Source organism: Nocardioides sp. LHD-245 (assembly GCF_030929495.1).
Taxonomy (GTDB): Bacteria; Actinomycetota; Actinomycetes; order Propionibacteriales; family Nocardioidaceae; genus Nocardioides.
The window spans coordinates 13,577-31,620 of sequence record NZ_JAVFWN010000026.1; the positions used below are offsets into that span (position 1 = coordinate 13,577).

The window sequence follows — 18,044 nt, forward strand, 5'->3', positions numbered from 1 at the left end:
CGTGTGGATCTGCGGCCAGACTTCGGGAAATCCCCAGAGCAAGGCAGGATCTCGTGACTCAAACAGCTGCGTCGCCGCCGACCGACCGCTACCGGCGCCTTACCGGCACCGTCGAGCTGACCGGCGTCCAGGCGCTGGCCCGGCTGCCGATGGACATCCGCCGCGCCGACCTCGCCCGCGGGCGGTCGACCGCGGTCTACGTCTCCGGCTACGAAGGATCGCCGCTCGGCGGCTACGACCTGGAGCTCGCCCGGCAGCGCCCGCTGCTCGACGAGCTGGGCATCGTCTTCCAGCCCGGCGTCAACGAGGAACTGGCGGCGACGGCGGTCCAGGGCACCCAGCTGGCCTCGGCCCGCCCCGAGAAGCGTGTCGACGGGGTGGCGGGCCTGTGGTACGGCAAGTCGCCGGGACTCGACCGCGCCGCGGACTCGTTGCGGCACAGCAACCTCGGCGGCACCCATCCACTCGGCGGCGCGGTCGCCCTGGTCGGCGACGACCCGGCCGCCAAGTCGTCGACGGTGCCCGGGTCATCCGAGGCGCTGCTCGCCGACCTGGGGCTGCCGATCCTCTATCCCGCCGACCCCGCCAACGCGCTCCACCTCGGCCTGCACGCCGTCGAGCTCTCCCGGGCGAGCGGTCTGTGGGTGGCGCTCAAGATCGCCACCAACGTCGCCGACGGCAGCGGCCAGGTGCCGCTGCTGACCGACGGGTTCGCCCCGGTGCGCCCGGAGGTCGAGGTGGACGGGCGCCCGTACCGCCACGAGGTCACCGCCCAGCTCCTGCAGCCGGCGCTGACCGGCCTCGAGGAGTCCCGCAACGGGGTCCGGCTCGAGATCGCCCGCCGTTACGCCGCCGCCAACGAGATCAACCGTCTATTGGGCCATCCCGGCGACCGGATCGGCGTCGTCGCGGCCGGCAAGACCTTCCAGGACCTCCGGCAGGCGCTCGGCACGCTCGGCCTGGACGAGGCCGAGCTCGCCCACCGGGGCGTCCGGCTGCTGGAGCTGCGGATGATCCATCCACTGGAGCCGCGGATCGTCGCGGCCTTCGCTTCCGGACTGCGCGAGATCGTCGTGGTGGAGGAGAAGCGGTCGTTCCTGGAGGGAGCGATCAAGGACCTGCTCTACGGTCGCCCGGACGCTCCCGCGATCACCGGCAAGACCCGGCCCGACGGCGGCACGGCGTTCGGCAGCGGCGGCGAACTCGACCCGGACCGGATTGCCGAGGTGCTCGCCGCCAGGCTGCTGGAGCACGGCGACTTCCCCACGGTCGAGCGCTGGGCGGCCGAGAAGCGTCCCCGCCAACAGCTGCGGCTGCTCCCGCTGGCCCAGCGCACGCCGTACTTCTGCTCCGGCTGCCCGCACAACTCCTCCACCCGGACGCCGGACGGCGCACTGGTGGGCGGCGGGATCGGCTGTCACGGTCTCGTTCTGGGGATGGCGCCCGAGCAGGTCGGCGAGGTCACCGGACTGACCCAGATGGGCGGCGAGGGCACCCAATGGCTCGGGATGGCGCCCTTCATCGCCCGCGATCACCTCTTCCAGAACCTGGGCGACGGCACGTTCCACCATTCCGGCAGCCTCGCGATCAGGGCGGCCGTTGCCGGCGGCGTCAACATCACCTACAAGCTGCTGCACAACTCCGCGGTGGCGATGACCGGCGGGCAGCAGGCCCAGGGCGCGATGAGCGTCCCGGCGATCACTCGCAGCCTGCTGGCCGAAGGTGTCGCCCGGATCATCGTCACCACCGACGACCCCCGGTCCTACCGGCGCGCGCGGCTCCCGCGCGGGGTGACCGTGTGGAGCCGTGACCGGATCATCGAGGCGCAGGAGCGGCTCGCCGCGGTCCCCGGGGTCACGGTCCTGATCCACGACCAGGAGTGCGCCACCGAGCTCCGCCGGAAGCGGAAGCGCGGTCTCGCGCCGGACCCGCGCGAACGGGTCTTCATCAACGAGCGGATCTGCGAGGGCTGCGGCGACTGCGGCCGGGTGTCGAACTGCCTGTCCGTGCACCCGGTCGAGACCGACCACGGCCGGAAGACGCGGATCGACCAGTCCTCGTGCAACAAGGACTACTCCTGCCTGGACGGCGACTGCCCGGCGTTCGTCACGGTGACGCCGGGCGGCCCGAAGACGCGTCGTCAGCCGGCCGGGCTGGCAGCGACCGACCTGCCCGAACCGTCCTGGGGACCGCTCACCGGGCACCACACCACCCGGATCCTCGGCATCGGCGGCTCGGGTGTGGTGACGCTCTCGCAGATCCTGGCCACCGCGGCGGGCCTGGCCGGCCGGACGGTCGCGACCCTCGACCAGACCGGCCTGGCGCAGAAGGGCGGTGCCGTGGTCTCCGACGTCAAGATCGGGCAGCCCGCCGGGTCGGTGGCGCCGAAGGCCGCGGCCGAGGAGGTGGACCTGTACCTCGGCGCCGACCTCCTCGTCGCCGCCGACCCGCGCAATCTGAGCGCCGTGCACCGGACCCGCACCCGTGCGGTGGTCTCCACGACCCGGATCCCGACCGGGCGGATGGCGACCGACGTGACCGCGGCCTACCCCGATCCCGAGCCGCTGATCGCCGACATCCGCCGCTCGACCCGCGGACCGGACGCCGTCTTCACCGATGCCCGCGCGATCAGCAGCGCCCTCTTCGGGGACGACCAGCTCGCCAACCTCTTCCTGACCGGGATCGCCTTCCAGCTCGGTGAGCTGCCGATCCCGGCGGCCGCGCTCGAGCAGGCGATCGGGTTCAACGGGGTCCGCGTCGAGGAGAACACCCAGGCATTCCGGCGTGGGCGCCAGTACGTCGCCGACCGGGCCGCGTTCGACCGGGCGCTGCCCGCTCCGGCTCCGGCTCCCGCTGGCCCGTCCGCGGCGGTCACGCGGATCGCCGGGACGATCGGCTGCCCGGAGGGGACCGAGGTCGCGGCGCTGGCCACCGACCGGATCCGCGAGCTGGTCGCCTACCAGGGCGAACGGCACGCGCAGCGCTACGCCGACCAGGTCGCCCGGGTCCGGGAGCGAGAGCAGGAGGTCGCGCCGGGATCGACCGTGCTGACGCTCTCGGTCGCGCGCCACCTCCACAAGCTGATGGCCTACAAGGACGAGTACGAGGTCGCCCGGCTGGCGTTGCTGCCGGAGCTCGATGCCGCGATCGAGGAGGAGTTCGGGCCCGGCGCCCGCTACGCCTACCGGCTGCACCCGCCGACCCTGCGGGCACTCGGGATGAAGCGCAAGATCCGCCTGGGCCGCTGGTTCCGCCCGGCCTTCGCTCTGCTGGCGGCGCTCCGGTTCCTGCGCGGCACCCGGCTGGACCCTTTCGGCTACGCCGAGGTGCGGCGAGTGGAACGGAGTCTGATCGAGGAGTACACGCAGACCGTGACCACGGTGCTGGCCGGGCTCGACGACACCAACATGGCCGCGGCCGTCGCGATCACCGACCTGCCGGACCACGTGCGCGGCTACGAGCACGTCAAGCTCGCCAACGTCGAGCGCTATCGTGAGCGGAGTGCCGCGCTGCTCGCCGCCTACCGGCACGAGGAGGTGGCCCGGTGAGCGCGCGGCAGCGCCCCGGACTCGCCGGCAAGACGGTGGTGATGTCGGGCGGCAGCCGGGGCATCGGCCTGGCCATCGCGCTGCGGGCGGCGGCCGATGGCGCGCAGGTGGTGCTGATCGCCAGGACCGACTCCCCGCATCCCCGGCTGCAGGGCACGATCCACACCGCGGCCGAGGCGATCCGCGCCGCCGGCGGCACGGTGCTGCCTGTGGTCGGCGACATCCGCTCCGACGCGACGATCGAGGCGGCGGTGGCGGCGGCGGTCGCTACCTTCGGCGGCATCGACGTCTGCATCAACAGCGCGAGCGTGCTCGACCTGAGCCCGACCGACGAGGTGCGCCCCAAGTCCTACGACCTGATGCAGGACGTGAACGTGCGCGGGACCTTCATGCTCAGCCGCGCCTGCCTGCCGTACCTGTGCCGCGCGGCCAATCCGCACATCCTCTCGCTGAGCCCGCCGCTGAACCTGAGCCGGCGCTGGCTTGCAGCCCACCCGGCATACACCGTGGCGAAGTACGCGATGACGCTGACCACGCTCGCCCTCGCCGCGGAGAACGCCGCCGACGGGATCGCCGCGAACTGCCTATGGCCGCAGACCCTGATCGCCACGGACGCGGTGGCGAACGTGATCGGCGGTGACGGGGCGATCCGGCGGTCACGGCAGCCGGCGATCATGGCCGACGCCGCGTACGAGGTGATCACCGGGCCGGGCATCCGGCGGACCGGCCAGACCCTGCTCGACGAGGGGGTGCTCCGGGAGGCCGGCGTCACCGACTTCGCGGCGTACGCCGTCTGCGGCGACGAGGTCGAGACAGACCTGTTCCTCGACTGAGAACGGAGGCCTTGCCGCCGGCCGTGCGGCGGGGCGCCGTTCCGCGGCGGTAGTGTCTGTGCGGACCGGAAGCTGCGACGGAATGAGGACCCGATGGCGCAGACCTCGTGGGCGGAGCCGCCCGAGCGCGGCCGGCCCCGGCGGGTCGGCGCGGACGAGGCGATCCTCGAGGCCAGCCGGGAGCTGATGTCCAAGCACGGCTATGCCGGGTTCTCGATGGACGAGGTCGCCCGGCGCGCCGGCGTGGGTCGGCAGAGCGTGTATCGCCGGTGGCCCTCGAAGGCCGCGCTCGTGGTCGCGGCGATGGTCTGGACCGCTGACTCGCCGGACGTCTTCCCGGACAGCGGTTCGCTGGCCGGCGACCTACGCGCTGGCCTGGAGTCGATGCGCGGGATGTACGACCGCTCCGAGCGGGACCTCTTCGCCGACGTCTACTACGCGATGGCCAGCGATCCCGCGGCACGCGAGCTGTTCAACCGAAACTACGTCGAGCCGCGCCGGGAGTCGCTGGAGCGGGTCGTGCAGCGGGCGATCGAGCGGGGCGAGCTGCGGCCCGACACGGATGCCGCGATCGTCGGCGACCTCGTCTCGGGCCCCTTCCTCTATCGGCGGCTGGTCGGCTCCGACGAGCTCCGCGACGAGTTGATCGACGCGATCATCACCGCGGTGACAGCGCTGTACCGACCAGGACCTCCGTCGCCGCGCGGAGCGCGTTCAGGCTGACCTCCGGCGCCAGCTCGACGAGGACAGCCGGGGCTCGTGCTGCAGGCGTTTGCGATCACCTCGGCGCCACCAGGCCGGACTCGACGATCGCGACCCGGATGCCCTGACAGACGGGATAGTCGGCGACGTTCTCACCCACCGCGCCGCCGCCGACCACGATCAGGTCGTAGTTCGGCGGCGCCCGTCTGCTCGGGGCTCATGCCTGCTGCCTCTTCGACATCGTGCTCAGCCGGATCGCCGAGACGAGGAAGAAGACCGCGCCGAGCGCCGCGTAGCCGGCCGCGCCCGAGATCTTGCCGTCGCCCTGGACGCCCTGGGCCAGGAAGCCGAGGCCGGCGAGCACCGAGATGCCGCCCGAGAGCATCTGCGCGACCTGGCCGCCGTTGCGGCGGTTGCGGATCGCGACGATGAGCTGCGGTACGCCGGCGACGATCGCCCATCCGCCCCAGACCGCCAGCGCCGCCGAGATCGACGACGCCGACGAGACGCCGAGGGCGACGGCGACCGCGAGGCTGGCGACGACATTGGCCCACTCCGCGGCCCTCGAGCGCTGCTGGTCCGGATCGGCGCGCAGTTGCCACAGCACGGCGCCTGCGTCGAAGATCGGGTAGATGACGAGTAGCGCGGTCAGGGCCGCGCTGGGCTCGGTCGCGTCCGCGTAGCCCGCGAACACGATCCCCACCCAGACGATGGCGAAGAAGAAGCGGACGGCGTACAGCGAGCGCAGTGAGCGGCCGTACGCCGGCTCGGCGGTCGGGGAGCTGTTGGGTGCGGTGATTCCGGTGGTGGTCATGATTCCTTCTCGCGGGTTCGGTCGGCCGCTCAGGCGACGGCGTCGTCGTCGGTCACGGTGGTGAGGGTGACGGGGACGTTGCCGCGGGTCGCGACGGAGTAGGGGCACACCTCGTGTGCCGCGGCGACGAGCGCCTCGGCCGCCTCCTGGCCGCGGCCGTCGCCGACGTACACGCGCAGGGCCGCGTTCAACGCGAGTCCGCCGGTCTCGGTCTTCACGAGCGCCACCTCGGCCGTCACCGTGGAATCGGCCAGCGGCGCCTTGTGCTGCGCGGCGATCATCTTCAGCGCCGAGTGGAAGCACGACGCCCAGCCGGCCGCGAAGAGCTGCTCGGGGTTGGTCGCGCCGCCGGGACCGCCCATCGAGGCCGGGATGGCGAGGGCGACCTCGAGCAGACCGTCGTCGGTGACGGCGCGGCCCCCGGCGCGGCCCTCGCCGGTCGAGGTGGCGGAGGTGCGGTACAGCGTTGCGGACATGTCGTTCTCCTTTGGCATCGGGTTCGCTAAGTAGGGTTACTAGTACGTCTACATCTCGAAGGTAGACTAGTTGGTACACCAACGCAAGAAGAGACACCCAGGTCGGAGAGGGCACATGCAGCACGAGGCAACCCCAGTCACCCGGACCAGGTCCGGTCCCGCCACCCGGGAGCGGATCCTGCAGGCCGCGGCCGAGCTGTTCTACGCGGACGGGATCCGCGCGACCAGCGCGGACCGGATCATCACGCAGGTCGGCATCACGAAGGTCACCTTCTACCGCCACTTCCCCACCAAGAGCGACCTCGTCGTCGCCTACCTCATCCAGCAGGCGGCGGGAGAGCGCGGATGGTTCGCCACCCTGCGCCTGCCGGGCGACCCAGCCGCATCGCTGCGCGCCATCGCCGAGGGCATCGGCGCCGCGAGCTGCAGCCCCGGGTTCCGCGGCTGCGCCTTCATCAACGCCGCGGCCGAGTTCTCGGATCCCGACGATCCGGTGCGCGTCGTCGTCGAGGAACACCGGCAATGGATGCTCGACGACCTCGCGAGCATCGCCGCCGAGGCCGGCGTACCTGATGCGGCCGCCATCGCGCGGCAACTGATGATCCTGCGCGACGGGGCCATGGTGAACGGCTACCTCGGCGAGGCCTCCTCGGTCGCGGACTCACTCACCGCGGCGTTCGACTCGGTGATCACCGCCTCGGGCCGCTGACCGACCGCTGCGTCCGCACTCGTGTCGAGCGTGCTGTGCAGTGCCGACCTCACGGTAGTCCGGAGCGCTACATCAGGCCCCCGGATTCCTGAGCCTGCCGGTGTCGACGACGCCCGTGAGGATGCTTGCGCCCCCTGCCCCCTGATACGGGGCTGCCCGCCGTTGGCTGTCGCAGCCCGAACCGGAAGCGCTCTTGGTCGCCGAGGAAGAAGCGGTACTTCGTGGCGCGGGCGTACGGCTGCGAAGTGACGGCGGTCGAGTGTCGCGATCTCGGCGACGCCCAGGCGCTCGGCGATGGCGATGACCGAGGCGTCGGTTGTTCCGAACGGGAAGTCGTCGTATTGCGCGACGAGTTCGCTCATCCGTGCGTAGTCGGTGGTGGTGAGGTCGACAGGTTCGAAGTCACCTCGTGCGACTGCGGCCAGCCATCGGGCTTCGTGAGCAGGACTGCCGCACTTCTCGATGAGATAGCCGACCTCGGCGCTCACCGTGGCGGGGAGCAAGAGACGTCGACCGGCGAGTCTTAGGCCCGTGAACAACTCGGTGCTCGCGTGATGCCTCAGTTGGTTGACGAACGTAGCTGCCACGATCGGACCTGCGTCGCAGATGATCACGAGCGGGCTGCTCCAAAGCCCTCCATGTACCTGTCGAGGTTCTCGGAGAGGTCCCTCGGCACGTCAGGGTTGTCGATCATTCCGAACCAGTTGAACGGTTCTGCTGTTCGTGGAGGCCGGGGAGCGGTGCGGCGCTTGACGTCGGCGAGCACAGCGGCGATCTGATCGTCGGGGAGTCCGTCGATCAGGTCGTGCAGCTCGTCGCGGTTCGCGCTCACGTAGCTCGTTCTAGATAGTCCTTCCGTCAAGCGACTGGATTTCATTCGCCGTGGGAGGCGCTTCATGGATCGAGGGGTGCGATCTGCCACTCGGTGTCGACGTCGTCGCGCCACGCTTCGTGCTCAAGCTTGAGGTCGCTGATCGTTCGGAGGCTGGGAGCCGATCGGACAAGGTGAGCAAGATGCACGACTCGCATCTCGTCGGTGTCATGTCCGTTCGCGCCGCAAGTGACGCTCCAGTCCTCGCCGCGTGCATCGTCCTTCTGACGTGCCGCCCAAAGGACTGCTTCGCCCTCGTCGACGACGTGTGCGCAGGAGAATGCTCGGTGATCGGGTGGAACGGGGAAACCCCATTCGGGGTCGGCGGCCAGGCCCCCGGTGTGCCCGACGGGCGCCCGCCATCCGGGTGGTTGGAGTTCATCGAGAATCGGTGGGGCGCCAGGCTGCCATCCGAACACTCCGTTGCGATCGGGCCAGACGATGGCGAATGCTTCGGGCTTGCGGCGGTGGAACCATCCCGACCACGTGACAGTCTCGGCGAGCGCGTGGCCCGTTACCGATTCGACGGCAACCGGAACGCCTGCCAGCACGTTCTCCAGGGCGTCCCCCTGAGAGAGACGCAGCCCGTTCTTGATCCGCCCGGCGATCTCGTTGAGGCAGCGATGCATCAGGCGGTGGTCGAGGCCCGACATCAGCAGTTCCGGGTGACCGAAGCGATGGCCCAAGCCGATGGTGTACGCGAACGCCGGACCCGTGTCGTCGTGGGAGTGATCGTGGTGTTCGGGATCGTCGCATCCGGCGTCCGCGGCCACGGTGATCACCTGCCAGCCGTGCTTGAGGACGGTGTCGATGACGCGATGGTCCTGCTCGTCGTACGACTCGTCCGGTTGGCAGATCTGACAACCGCAGCCCGGCGCTGCTGGCAAAGGCCCCATCCAGGGGTCCTCGTTTTCGCTCACTCGCTTCTCCTCGATCGCCTTAAGTTGTATCGCGCTTCGGCGGCGTGCCCTCGTGTTATCCACAGCGGGCTCCCAGGCCGTTGCTTGGCTGGCTTGGACAGCGCAGCCTTGCGACATGGGCTACCAGACAGACTTCATCGGCTACTTCCAGATCGAGCCGCCGCTGGGAGAGCGAGAGGCCCGCCTTCATCAATCGGACCTCAGGTTCAGCGTTATTGCAGGAGGCTGGCGGGCCGCTGCGGGTGGCGAACGAGGACGACGAGGTGCTGCGCGAGCTGGTCAGCGGAGCGCCACGCGGCTGGTCCAACTGGACGGTGTGTCCGCAGGGTTGCTGCCTGAGCTACGACGGAGGAGACAAGGCCAACCACATGGCGCCGTGGCTCAAGTTCCTGATGGCGACGTTCTCGCCCCTGGCGCGACGGCCGAAGGCATTGACGGCATGTCCTGCGACCACGTCCTGAACGGTATGGTCGTCGGCTCGCGGCGCGACACCAGAGAGCTCTACTCGCTGACGGTCCGCGACAACGAGGTAGAGGTCGAACTCCTATGGCCGGGCAACCCGAAGTGGAGCGACTACCCGAGGCTGGCGTATCAGACGCAGATCGACCGATTCCGTAGCTGGGTAGCCGATCGGCGGGCCAGCGAGTAGAACGACGGAGGCCCCAGTTTGATAACTGGGGCCTCCGAGGTCACACGCTCGATCCTGGTTCGAGCTCTAAATCCTAGATGTCGTAGTAGTGAGAATCTCAGCGCACTGACCTGCGGAAACTTTCCTCCGGCGCCTGCTGGTGACACACCTGTGACACATGGAGCCGAGTACTGTTCGCGCGGCGGACTCGATGGGCTTGCTGAGATTGACACCTCCGGGGTTCGACCTGACTCCGCCATACCCGGGGCACTTGTAGGTGCACCAGGCCTAGCGATTCAGCGGGTGACCTCCGGTCATGTGTCACAGCGGGCATCCCACCGATGCCCGCCTGCTGATCTTGCCGGCGGCGGGCGAGTCCGCATGTGGTAGCTCATGGGCCACGACGCCAGCCCCGGGTCACGGAAGAGGCACACCGGGGCGCTTCACCAACTGGGTGACGACTCGCCGGCCATCTCAGCCTTCGGAACTCCTGAGCCTGGGGCGATGCGGAATAGGTCGAGAGCGCTGCCTGCCTCGGCGGACGTTGGGCGCACCGGTGACACCCACAGCCCAGGCCAGCCGCCACGAACACTTGCAGGCGATGCGCCATTCCACCGCTTACGACCCGGCTCTATCACTTCCCTGCCCTCGGTTGGTCACCTTGTAGACCTCGCCGTTCTGGTCGAATGTGGTCCATTCGCCGATCGCTTCGCCCGCGCGGAAGTGCCCCGACCGCTTCAGTGATCCGTCGAGCCGATACCACTCCCAGTAGCCGTCAGGCTCGCCGTCGACGATCTTGCCCCTGGACCACCGCGTCTTCCCGTTGGCGTGGTACTTGATCGTGAAGCCATCGATGATCTCCGACTCTTTCTCAGTAGCCATCTCCTCCTCCTCTCATCACCGGTTGAAGCGGAGCTCCGCCGCACGCCGGTACTGACGAGCGTGCCGCCACGATGCCAGCGCCGCGGGATGAAGAATCAGCCTAGAGCTGACGAAGCTCAGCGAGGAGGGCGTCACCTTACTCGCACCGAAGAAGCGCCACGCCCGGGGGCAGTAACGGTGGTTCCGGGCTCATCCGAATCGAGGGCTAAGGGACGCGTAGGAACTAGACCCAGCGTGATTCATCGCGACAGCGAGTTTCTAGCAGAGACTTATGAGATTGGGTCGCACCTGACGGGTCACGGCTCGTGTCGGTGAGAAATGCACCCCACCGTGTCGGCGCCTACAAGTCGCTGGCAGGCATGGCCTCCTGCGGGCTGCTCCGCGGCAGCTCATGAGTTGAGCGTCCGGGGATCTCGACCCGCCGCCGGCATGCTCTCTAATCTGCGGCCAGCAGTGTTACTCACTCGGACTCTCTGCCGCGCGAGCGGCGCTGTGGAGCTCGCGTAGTGCCTGCTCCCAGGGAATCCGCTCCTGCTCAAGTTTCGCATCGCCCTCCTCGCGGAGGCGGTCCAACGCCTTACGCTCGGTTGGCTGAAGCTCCAGTTTGGCCCGAGTCGGCTTGGGATCGGAAACCCAGAGATCGCGGTGGCTCAGCAGAGTTTGCTCGTCCATAAGGACGCTGATGACCGTGGGTAGGTGGGTGCGCAACCGGTGAAGGATGGCGAAGCCGTGTGAATCGAGGTCGCCCCAGTAGATGACGCGCCCACCTTGCACCCAGGGAAGGTTCCCAACCACGTCGACGGCGTATCCGTCGCCATGGAGAACAATGGCCCCGGGCCACTCGGGCATCGCCAACACGGATTCAAGATTCTCGAAGATGAACACGACGTCCGGCCGCAGATCGAGCGAAGCAAGCTGTGCTGGCGGGGCGGAAAAATCGCTGATCCCCGAAGGCGCAAGGGTGGGGTCAAGGATCCTGACGCGCACCATGCGGTCAGCGTCGACGATGCCCAGCCCTGCTGAGCCGGTAGTCGCGCGGTGAAGGTCCGTCATGACGGATCGATGCGAGTTGAACCACTTGGTGTCGACACCGCGGATCGGTATCTGGCGAGGGCGAAGGCCTCGAACGGAGTTGGCGGCTAGCCAATCGACCGCTTGTACGACTTGCTCGAACCGTGGGGGCGCCCAGCGAAGAATCTCGACCGCATGGCGCCGGATCGCGGCGTCAAGCGCTTCGGAGGAGCCAAGGGTTTTACGCAGCCTTGCTACACGCGAGTGCAGAACCTTCCAATCTCGGGCAGCGGTGCCTCCTGCGAAACTCGCAACCGAGTCTACGTCCCGGAAGCGCAAGCGGACGGGCACCTGCTGTTGCCCAATGCTGCGCCACGTCCGTGGCTCCCAATCGAGGTCGGCACCGTCTGGAAGCGAAGCTTCCGACCACTTGCGGACCCACGTTTCGGCTGCCAGTTCGTCGGATCGAACCTCCCGCTCCAGTGGTGGTTTGAGCGAGACGGAAAGGACAGGAGTGTTGGTGGGCTGAGTTGCCCACTGTGCGAGTTTGGAGGCGAGTTTTGCGCTCGCGATGCCGCGCGCCTCATCAACTCCGATCACGACGGCTCCGACCCGGGTTGGTCCCAGCGAATCTCGGAGATTTCGGACTTCCGTCTGGTCGGGTTCTCGATCGATGTCGCGGCTCCTACATAAGGCTCGATCGTCTGCAGCAGTTTCTGCGGGGTTGCCAGAACCATCTGGAAGCCGAACTCGACGAAGATGTCCAAGGCCATCCTGGTGTATCGGGTGTCTGCCTTGTCGAAGGCCTCATCGAGCACGATCGTGCCGTACCGGGGGTAGTCGTCATCTGCGTCGGCCAGCTGATAGCGGAGTGCGGCCGCCAGGCAGAAGATGACCAGCTTCTGCTGCTGACCACCTGACATGGCAGCACCCGAGTCGTAGGTGGCCTCGACACGGCCGCTGTCGTCGACCTCTTCGGCCAGGAAGGTCACATGCTGGCGTGTGTCGAGGCACTGCTGGCGCCACACGCGGTCGGAATGCTCACTGGACCCCAGCTTCCTCATGATCTCCTCGAGGGTAGCGAAACGACGCTCAGCCGACTCCAAGTCGTCGTCGGTCCAGCTTCCTTCCGAGATGGCACGCAGATCGCCGATGAACCGTGTGACGGTGTCGGAGCGTCGGGTCTTGATTCGAAGGTTGAGGAATCGACCCTCGTCGAATGGAGATCGGCGCAGCGAGGTGTTAACCGGCCTGACGCGCTCTTCGATCTCCCGCGGTGCAGAAAGGATGTCGCTGACGAGCTCGCCGATCATGTCGCGTGACCGCTCCCGCAGCAGTCGCAGAAAGTTCGCCTCATGCTCGGGCAGGCCGTGAGCGATGATCGTGTCAAGCAGCTCCAGGTAGTTGGCGCGATCCTCGACTCCCGGGGTGAGCTCCGCGGACGCAGCCGCTGCCGGCCAGTGCCCGTTGAACTGCGTGGCCAGCGAGACCAATTCCTCGCCCGCCTTCCTCTCATCCCGCAAGGCATCGTCCCGCTCCTGGCCCAGGCGACGTGTGACCTGTTGCCCGATCTCGCCGATGACATCGCGCGTCACGTTGCGGCGCACGGAACGGAATCGCTCGTTGAGTGCCGCGGTAGTGGTCTCGTCCAACGCTGGGACAGCGCCTGAGGCCAGGTCGGCCTTGATCCTTCCTATGAGGCCTGCCAGTTCCTCTGCCGTGCTCTCCGAGCTCGACAGGCTGACCTGAGCTTGGATCCGATCGTCACCAGCAGCTTTGCGAGCGGCCCGGGCACGTTCCTCAGCCTGGATGGCTGCGGTCAGATCGCTGTCGTCTCGTGTGAGGTCATTGAGCTGTTCCTGAAGGGTGCGGACTGCCTGGGTTGCTGACTGGTAGTCGAGGTCGTGCCAATGCCGACCACGGAGCGTCTCGAGGATGCCTCGGCGCTTCTGGGCTTCTCCCTGCGCCTCGGCGATGCGGTCGACGACAAGAGCCGCGTCAGCGAGTTCGCTCGCCGCCGTGCTGAGTTGCTGAACAAGAGCTTCTAGTTTCGCCTCACGGTCTCCGAGCACCCAGTGGCCGCGGTCGTTGATCGCCTGGCGGTCGTCCTTCTCGTAGCGGGTCCGCGAAGCTTTGACCTGTCCGTTGATGGTTACGGCCCGGACGTGGCTGTCGAGCAGGTCGGGTGAGTCGACGCAGGCGAAGTCATAGCGCTCGGAGAGTTGCCCGGAGAGCCACGCAGCGAATGGTCCTGAACTGACCCGTACCCGGTTGACGAGGGAGTTGTCACTGCGGGCGGGACGCGGCGGGGGTGACTCTGCCGCCACTTCTTCGAATACCAATCGTCCGGGGATGCGGTGGGCGTCAACCCAGCGCCGAACCTGCCGGAGGTGTTCGGAACGAACGAGCAAGGTCAGCGCGAGGGGTCGAAGCACCCGTTCGATAGCGCCGGTCCATGCCGAGTAGAAGGGGTCGACCTCGATGAGCTCGGCTGCGAAGGGGAGCGCCGTCGAGGGGACGGACAGTTCTTCGGCGAGCATGGTGCGGATGGATAGCAAGTGATCGGGGACCGTGCTGCCCGTTGACCGTAGCGATGCCACCGCGCGTTCGAGACGTTGGTGTTCTCGTCGAGCTTTCGAGAGACGTTCCAGTTGCTCGTGCGACGGTCCAGCGACGGTCGCGTCGTCGCCCAGCATCTCCTCAATGGCGCGCATCAACTCCGCGAACGTGGTTGCGTCCTCCGGTGCGCTCTCGATGCCTGCGTTCTCAAGATCGGTGGCAAACCTCGTCCAGCGGTTGCGCACGTCCTCGACGTTCTGCTCGGCCGCGCGAATGCGATCTCGGAGGTGATTCGCCTGGTCGCCGCCGAGTTGAAGTGCCTGCTTGTTCGCCGTTTCCCAGGCTGTGTCGGCATCGAGGTAGGCCTGTTCGGTCTTCTCCTTCTCGATCCGCAGAACCACCAGACGCTCGTTCAACTCATCCAGTTCTGCTGTTGCGAGGTCGAGACTCCGACGCCGCTGGTAGGGCTCCACCGCGTCGATCAGCAGCCGGGCCTCGGCGGCTGCGGCGCGCGCGGCGTTGTACCGCTCGGCATGGATCCGAAACTTCAGGAGGTGGTCTCGTTGTTGTCTCAGCTGGACCACCCGATCGTGAGCGTCTCTGAGCTCCCCGAACTGATCCACGGCCGTCTGAGCGAGATCGAAGGTGGCTGGACGCTCCAGCATGTAGTCGCGGAAGAGCTGGTCCAAGCTGTCGAGGGTCTTCGCTGACTGGGTCTTGTGAAGTAGTTGAAGAGCAGTCTCGTTGGCGATGCCGAAGATGGATCGCAGACGTGCATAGAACCGAGCGTGACCGTGGTTGCTCGTGACGACCGCGTCCGGCCAGCTCTGCTGCGCCTTGCGTGTCTCCAGACCGGAACTTGCGAAGGGCTCTAGGTCACGGAGGTCCACCGCGGACCGCTCAAGCATGCACAGATCGCTGATGTCGGCGGCAGCGGTTGCGGTGGAGCGGAGGAAGAACAGGCGGCACAGGGAAACGACCTGCCCGGCACCGTCATCGAACCTCAACACGATGCCGCTCCAGGTGGCCTTCGGCCGCAGGTAGGCGCTAACGACGCGGTCCTCGGTCTCATCGACGGTGCGACTCCAGGCACCCCGAATGTACGTCAGCAGCGTCCGCTGGCTGTCACGGCTTCCCGGCCCCTGCGCGGCTTGGTTGAGCCGCAACCACTTGTCAGGGGTGAGCACCGCTGCGATCGCGTCGAGCAGGGACGACTTGCCCGACCCTGACGGCCCGGTGATCAGGTGGCCCCGGCGCGACACGGGAACACGGTAGATCGCGCCGTCGAAGGTGCCCCAGTTCGCCAGCTGCACCTCGACCAGCCGCCACTGCCGTGTCGGGGCGCCTGCGGCATCAAGGAGGGTCCTGGCGCCGCTCACTGCTCACCTTCCGATGGGGCGGCCGATGTGGCACCCTCCGCGAGGTTCTGGAACTGCTCGGTGAGAGCACGGACGCGGTCGTGGTCGAGGATGAATTTGAGGACGGGGGAGATCTCGGCCCTGTCCTCCTCTACTACGTGGATCACGCGGAAGCGGTTCGCCATGCGTCCCCACGCCCCGTTGAGATTGCCCCGGAAGGTCTTCTCATCACCGGTTCGGTAGACCATCAGCCGCTCGTAGACCTCGTCTTGGCCGACGATGACCCGGCTCTCTCCGGGCGAGGCGAGCAACAACTGGCGAAGGACCAGAAGCATCGCCGTATCGAGGAAGTTGAGGCTCTCAGTTCGCATAGGGCTGGGGGCATCGATCTCGGTCGTCCGCACCTTACGGGCGAACGCGAACTCATCAACTCGATCGATCACCAGGTCGAGGAATAGGTCGTGGAGTCGAGAGCGAATCGCATGTTCATCCGCTATCAGCGCTGCCCACAGAACCGGTCGGCGTTGACCAGAGAGGTACGGACCTCGGACGATCTCAAGAAGCGCGCGGCGCGACTGCTCAGCAAGGGTGCCGAGATCCTCCGACCATAGTCGGGCTTCTGCAGCGACCGAATCCACGATGCGCTCGGTCATGCGATCGCCTCAGAGAAGGTGTGAACTGCTACGTCGGCTTCACGAGCCACGCCGTCGGCGCCCAGCCAGTCGAGGTGCTCGGTATGCAGGGGATCTACCGTGCCGTACGTGGTCGCGAGTGACAGCAGCCCGACGATGCTGGCGAGCCCCTGGGTGGCGGGACGAATGCCAAGGACCTCACCGACGGACACTGGGCTTCGTTGCGCGACTACGAGATTCACGTTGTCGATCAACTCGGTGAAGTCGATTTCGCTCTCCCGTGCGATGGCGGCCAGGGCGATCAGGTCCACGGTGCCGGCCTCGGCGTCTCCGAGGGCGGTGCCGGTGTCGTACTCGGTCGGATCGTGCACGTTGATCTCGCCCACGCTGGACAAGCGAAGCGAAGACAACTCGATGTCCTGACCGAATGCGGATGTCGGTCGCACCTGACGACTGGCGAGGACCGCCGCCGCCAGTGCTTCCTGAAGCGCGTCACGGAGCGCCCGGTCGCGCTGAAACTCCTGTGAGTACACGTAGCGCCGCAGCCCGCGGGCGAACTCGGTGAGTACGCCGTGCACTTCACGGCTGTTGTGCTTGAGATCGTGTACCAGCGAACGAAGCGTTCGCCTCGCCTCCGGAGACAGCGTGCGAACGAAATCCCGGTCCAGCACGGCCGACAGATCGCTATCCAGCGCCGACGAGCGCTCGGGATCTCGGATGAGCATCGAGAACGCGCTGAACGTCTGTCCCTCATCCGAGGACTCGATCAGGTCAACGCCCCGGAACACATCGTCAAGGACGCTGCTCTGAGCGTCGTCAACTTCAAGGATACGGGCTCGAAGCTCGTGATTGAGCTGTTCGAAGCGTGACCGGACACCAGCGAAGTCGGCTGGTAGATCCTGAGCCTGGAGAAGAACCTCGTTGACCCGCTCTAGCGAGGACCGGTTGTCGAGGACCTCGAAGTCCCCGGTCCTGATGCGGGCGATTTCCTCGTCGATGCGGTCGCGCTCAGCGCGCAGGGCTGCCAGCCGTCGGTCCGCCTCGGGATCGGTGTCGATGGCGAGTTGCCGAACCGCCTGGGCAAGACTCAACAGACGAGACTGAGTGACCGTGGACCGTGGCTCATCGAGTTGGGCGAAGACCCGCAGAGCGACGTGCCCTTCGGGGGAGAGCTCCAGAGTTTCCCCGCGAGTGCCGACTGACGGACGCCGGACGATGAAGCCGTCCCTCCGCCAGGCGTCGCAGTAGGCACGCGCAGTTTGCGGCAGTTCGAAGTGATCACGAAGGACTTCAAGATCGGCATCGATCAACTCGTACAGATCGTCTGCGGCCAGACGTGCGCCCGGCTTGCCGAGATGAGCCGCCAGCAGAGCTGCGGCAACGGCAGCGTGATCCGCCCGGAGCAAGCGCAACGATGCGTGCTCAGAGACCAAGCGCTGATACGCGAGCGCGGACGCCAAAGCGGACATGTCTTCAATCTTGGCATCGGAGTCCGACACTTATGGGCAACACAGTGGATCCGACCGGGCCCTCAATGCGAGAGCTCGGTGCTTTGGCCCGCAGATCTCATACCGCCCCACTGTCAGAGTCGATCGTCCTCACGCGGCGGATTGCATCCACGGATGACGGCCCGTTCAACGTTTGTCCTTCGAGACACCTGGGGTCTCAAGGCGGACGCTGCAAGACAGTGGGAGGCGGAGGCGCATAAGGGCGCCGGTGGAGCCTGACCGGCTTGTCGTGGGCGCGGTGCAATTGACAGGGGCGTCTTCGCGCGAATCGGGATTCGCGCAGACACTCGTAGAGACGCTGGACGTCATCTCGCACGGCTGCGGGGCTACTCTCAGGCCCCAGCTATCCGTCAGATAGAAGCTCAGGTGGCCTTGACCTCGTTTGGTGGACACCGGGCTACGGAGCAAGGGTCGACTTCCGGGCCAGTCCGACGCCACGTTTGAATCGACTGCTCCGAACTCCCTCGCTGCGTCGGATCTCGTCGGTAGAGTTGTCAGTGAGCAAGGAGGGTTCCAGAGCCGAACGCTTCGACGCTGCCCCAATCGCGAGCTGAACGTCCACGCCAAATCGGGAGGATGCGACCGACCAGCCC

14 protein-coding genes are annotated in these 18,044 nt (G+C 67.2%); 5 read left to right on the top strand and 9 right to left on the bottom strand.

Annotation, left to right across the window (positions count from 1 at the left end; genetic code table 11):
- The first annotated feature begins 53 nt into the window (after nucleotides 1–53).
- The 3 genes from RB608_RS27450 (at nucleotide 54) to RB608_RS27460 (ending at nucleotide 5,104) form a co-directional block, all read left to right on the top strand.
- Nucleotides 54–3,548, top strand: coding sequence for an indolepyruvate ferredoxin oxidoreductase family protein (locus RB608_RS27450; protein WP_308091283.1), 3,495 nt, complete (start codon nucleotides 54–56; stop codon nucleotides 3,546–3,548).
- Nucleotides 3,545–4,381: an NAD(P)-dependent oxidoreductase gene (locus tag RB608_RS27455; RefSeq protein ID WP_308091284.1), complete on the top strand. Its 837-nt coding sequence runs from the start codon at nucleotides 3,545–3,547 to the stop codon at nucleotides 4,379–4,381. Before RB608_RS27450 ends, RB608_RS27455 begins: the two co-directional genes overlap by 4 nt.
- 93 nt (nucleotides 4,382–4,474) lie before the next feature.
- On the top strand, nucleotides 4,475–5,104 hold the full coding sequence (locus tag RB608_RS27460; RefSeq protein ID WP_308091285.1) for a TetR/AcrR family transcriptional regulator: 630 nt from the start codon (nucleotides 4,475–4,477) through the stop codon (nucleotides 5,102–5,104).
- Nucleotides 5,105–5,300: 196 nt separating this feature from the next.
- Here RB608_RS27460 and RB608_RS27465 read toward each other — a convergent pair whose 3' ends face one another.
- Both RB608_RS27465 and RB608_RS27470 read right to left on the bottom strand, forming a co-directional pair.
- Complete coding sequence (locus RB608_RS27465) at nucleotides 5,301–5,897, bottom strand: hypothetical protein (protein ID WP_308091286.1); 597 nt, start codon at nucleotides 5,895–5,897, stop codon at nucleotides 5,301–5,303.
- 29 nt (nucleotides 5,898–5,926) lie between these two features.
- Complete coding sequence (locus RB608_RS27470; RefSeq protein WP_308091287.1) at nucleotides 5,927–6,373, bottom strand: Ohr family peroxiredoxin; 447 nt, start codon at nucleotides 6,371–6,373, stop codon at nucleotides 5,927–5,929.
- A gap of 115 nt (nucleotides 6,374–6,488) precedes the next feature.
- Here RB608_RS27470 and RB608_RS27475 point away from each other — a divergent pair, with 115 nt between their 5' ends.
- Nucleotides 6,489–7,082 (top strand): TetR/AcrR family transcriptional regulator, encoded by a 594-nt coding sequence (locus RB608_RS27475; RefSeq protein WP_308091288.1) that lies wholly within the window; start codon nucleotides 6,489–6,491, stop codon nucleotides 7,080–7,082.
- A gap of 610 nt (nucleotides 7,083–7,692) precedes the next feature.
- Here the strand turns inward: RB608_RS27475 and RB608_RS27480 are convergent.
- Both RB608_RS27480 and RB608_RS27485 read right to left on the bottom strand, forming a co-directional pair.
- Nucleotides 7,693–7,914 carry a hypothetical protein gene (locus RB608_RS27480; RefSeq protein ID WP_308091289.1) on the bottom strand — a complete coding sequence of 74 codons (222 nt, stop codon included), beginning with the start codon at nucleotides 7,912–7,914 and terminating at the stop codon, nucleotides 7,693–7,695.
- A gap of 62 nt (nucleotides 7,915–7,976) precedes the next feature.
- Nucleotides 7,977–8,873 carry a DUF4262 domain-containing protein gene (locus RB608_RS27485; RefSeq protein WP_308091290.1) on the bottom strand — a complete coding sequence of 299 codons (897 nt, stop codon included), beginning with the start codon at nucleotides 8,871–8,873 and terminating at the stop codon, nucleotides 7,977–7,979.
- 215 nt (nucleotides 8,874–9,088) lie between these two features.
- Between RB608_RS27485 and RB608_RS27490 the strand changes: the two genes are divergently transcribed.
- Complete coding sequence (locus RB608_RS27490; RefSeq protein ID WP_308091291.1) at nucleotides 9,089–9,334, top strand: hypothetical protein; 246 nt, start codon at nucleotides 9,089–9,091, stop codon at nucleotides 9,332–9,334.
- Nucleotides 9,335–10,119: 785 nt separating this feature from the next.
- Here the strand turns inward: RB608_RS27490 and RB608_RS27495 are convergent.
- The 5 genes from RB608_RS27495 to RB608_RS27515 form a co-directional block, all read right to left on the bottom strand.
- Entirely contained in the window at nucleotides 10,120–10,383 is a 264-nt protein-coding gene (locus RB608_RS27495) for a hypothetical protein (RefSeq protein ID WP_308091292.1), read from the bottom strand.
- 456 nt (nucleotides 10,384–10,839) lie between these two features.
- Entirely contained in the window at nucleotides 10,840–11,994 is a 1,155-nt protein-coding gene (locus tag RB608_RS27500) for a Wadjet anti-phage system protein JetD domain-containing protein (RefSeq protein ID WP_308091293.1), read from the bottom strand.
- Nucleotides 11,991–15,332, bottom strand: coding sequence for an SbcC/MukB-like Walker B domain-containing protein (locus RB608_RS27505; RefSeq protein ID WP_308091294.1), 3,342 nt, complete (start codon nucleotides 15,330–15,332; stop codon nucleotides 11,991–11,993). Before RB608_RS27505 ends, RB608_RS27500 begins: the two co-directional genes overlap by 4 nt.
- A complete protein-coding gene (locus tag RB608_RS27510) occupies nucleotides 15,329–15,964 on the bottom strand; it encodes a DUF4194 domain-containing protein (protein WP_308091295.1) in 636 nt (211 codons plus the stop codon). The genes RB608_RS27505 and RB608_RS27510 overlap by 4 nt, the downstream gene beginning before the upstream one ends.
- Nucleotides 15,961–17,412: a DUF3375 domain-containing protein gene (locus RB608_RS27515; protein WP_308091296.1), complete on the bottom strand. Its 1,452-nt coding sequence runs from the start codon at nucleotides 17,410–17,412 to the stop codon at nucleotides 15,961–15,963. The genes RB608_RS27510 and RB608_RS27515 overlap by 4 nt, the downstream gene beginning before the upstream one ends.
- Between the last annotated feature and the right edge of the window lie 632 nt (nucleotides 17,413–18,044).

What these genes read in the sequence shown, in the direction of transcription:
- RB608_RS27470 (WP_308091287.1), bottom strand. Translation starts at nt 6,373, where the DNA reads ATGTCCGCAACGCTGTACCGCACCTCCGCCACCTCGACCGGCGAGGGC.
- RB608_RS27515 (WP_308091296.1), bottom strand. Translation starts at nt 17,412, where the DNA reads ATGTCCGCTTTGGCGTCCGCGCTCGCGTATCAGCGCTTGGTCTCTGAG.
- RB608_RS27475 (WP_308091288.1), top strand. Translation starts at nt 6,489, where the DNA reads ATGCAGCACGAGGCAACCCCAGTCACCCGGACCAGGTCCGGTCCCGCC.
- RB608_RS27510 (WP_308091295.1), bottom strand. Translation starts at nt 15,964, where the DNA reads ATGACCGAGCGCATCGTGGATTCGGTCGCTGCAGAAGCCCGACTATGG.
- RB608_RS27460 (WP_308091285.1), top strand. Translation starts at nt 4,475, where the DNA reads ATGGCGCAGACCTCGTGGGCGGAGCCGCCCGAGCGCGGCCGGCCCCGG.
- RB608_RS27465 (WP_308091286.1), bottom strand. Translation starts at nt 5,897, where the DNA reads ATGACCACCACCGGAATCACCGCACCCAACAGCTCCCCGACCGCCGAG.
- RB608_RS27495 (WP_308091292.1), bottom strand. Translation starts at nt 10,383, where the DNA reads ATGGCTACTGAGAAAGAGTCGGAGATCATCGATGGCTTCACGATCAAG.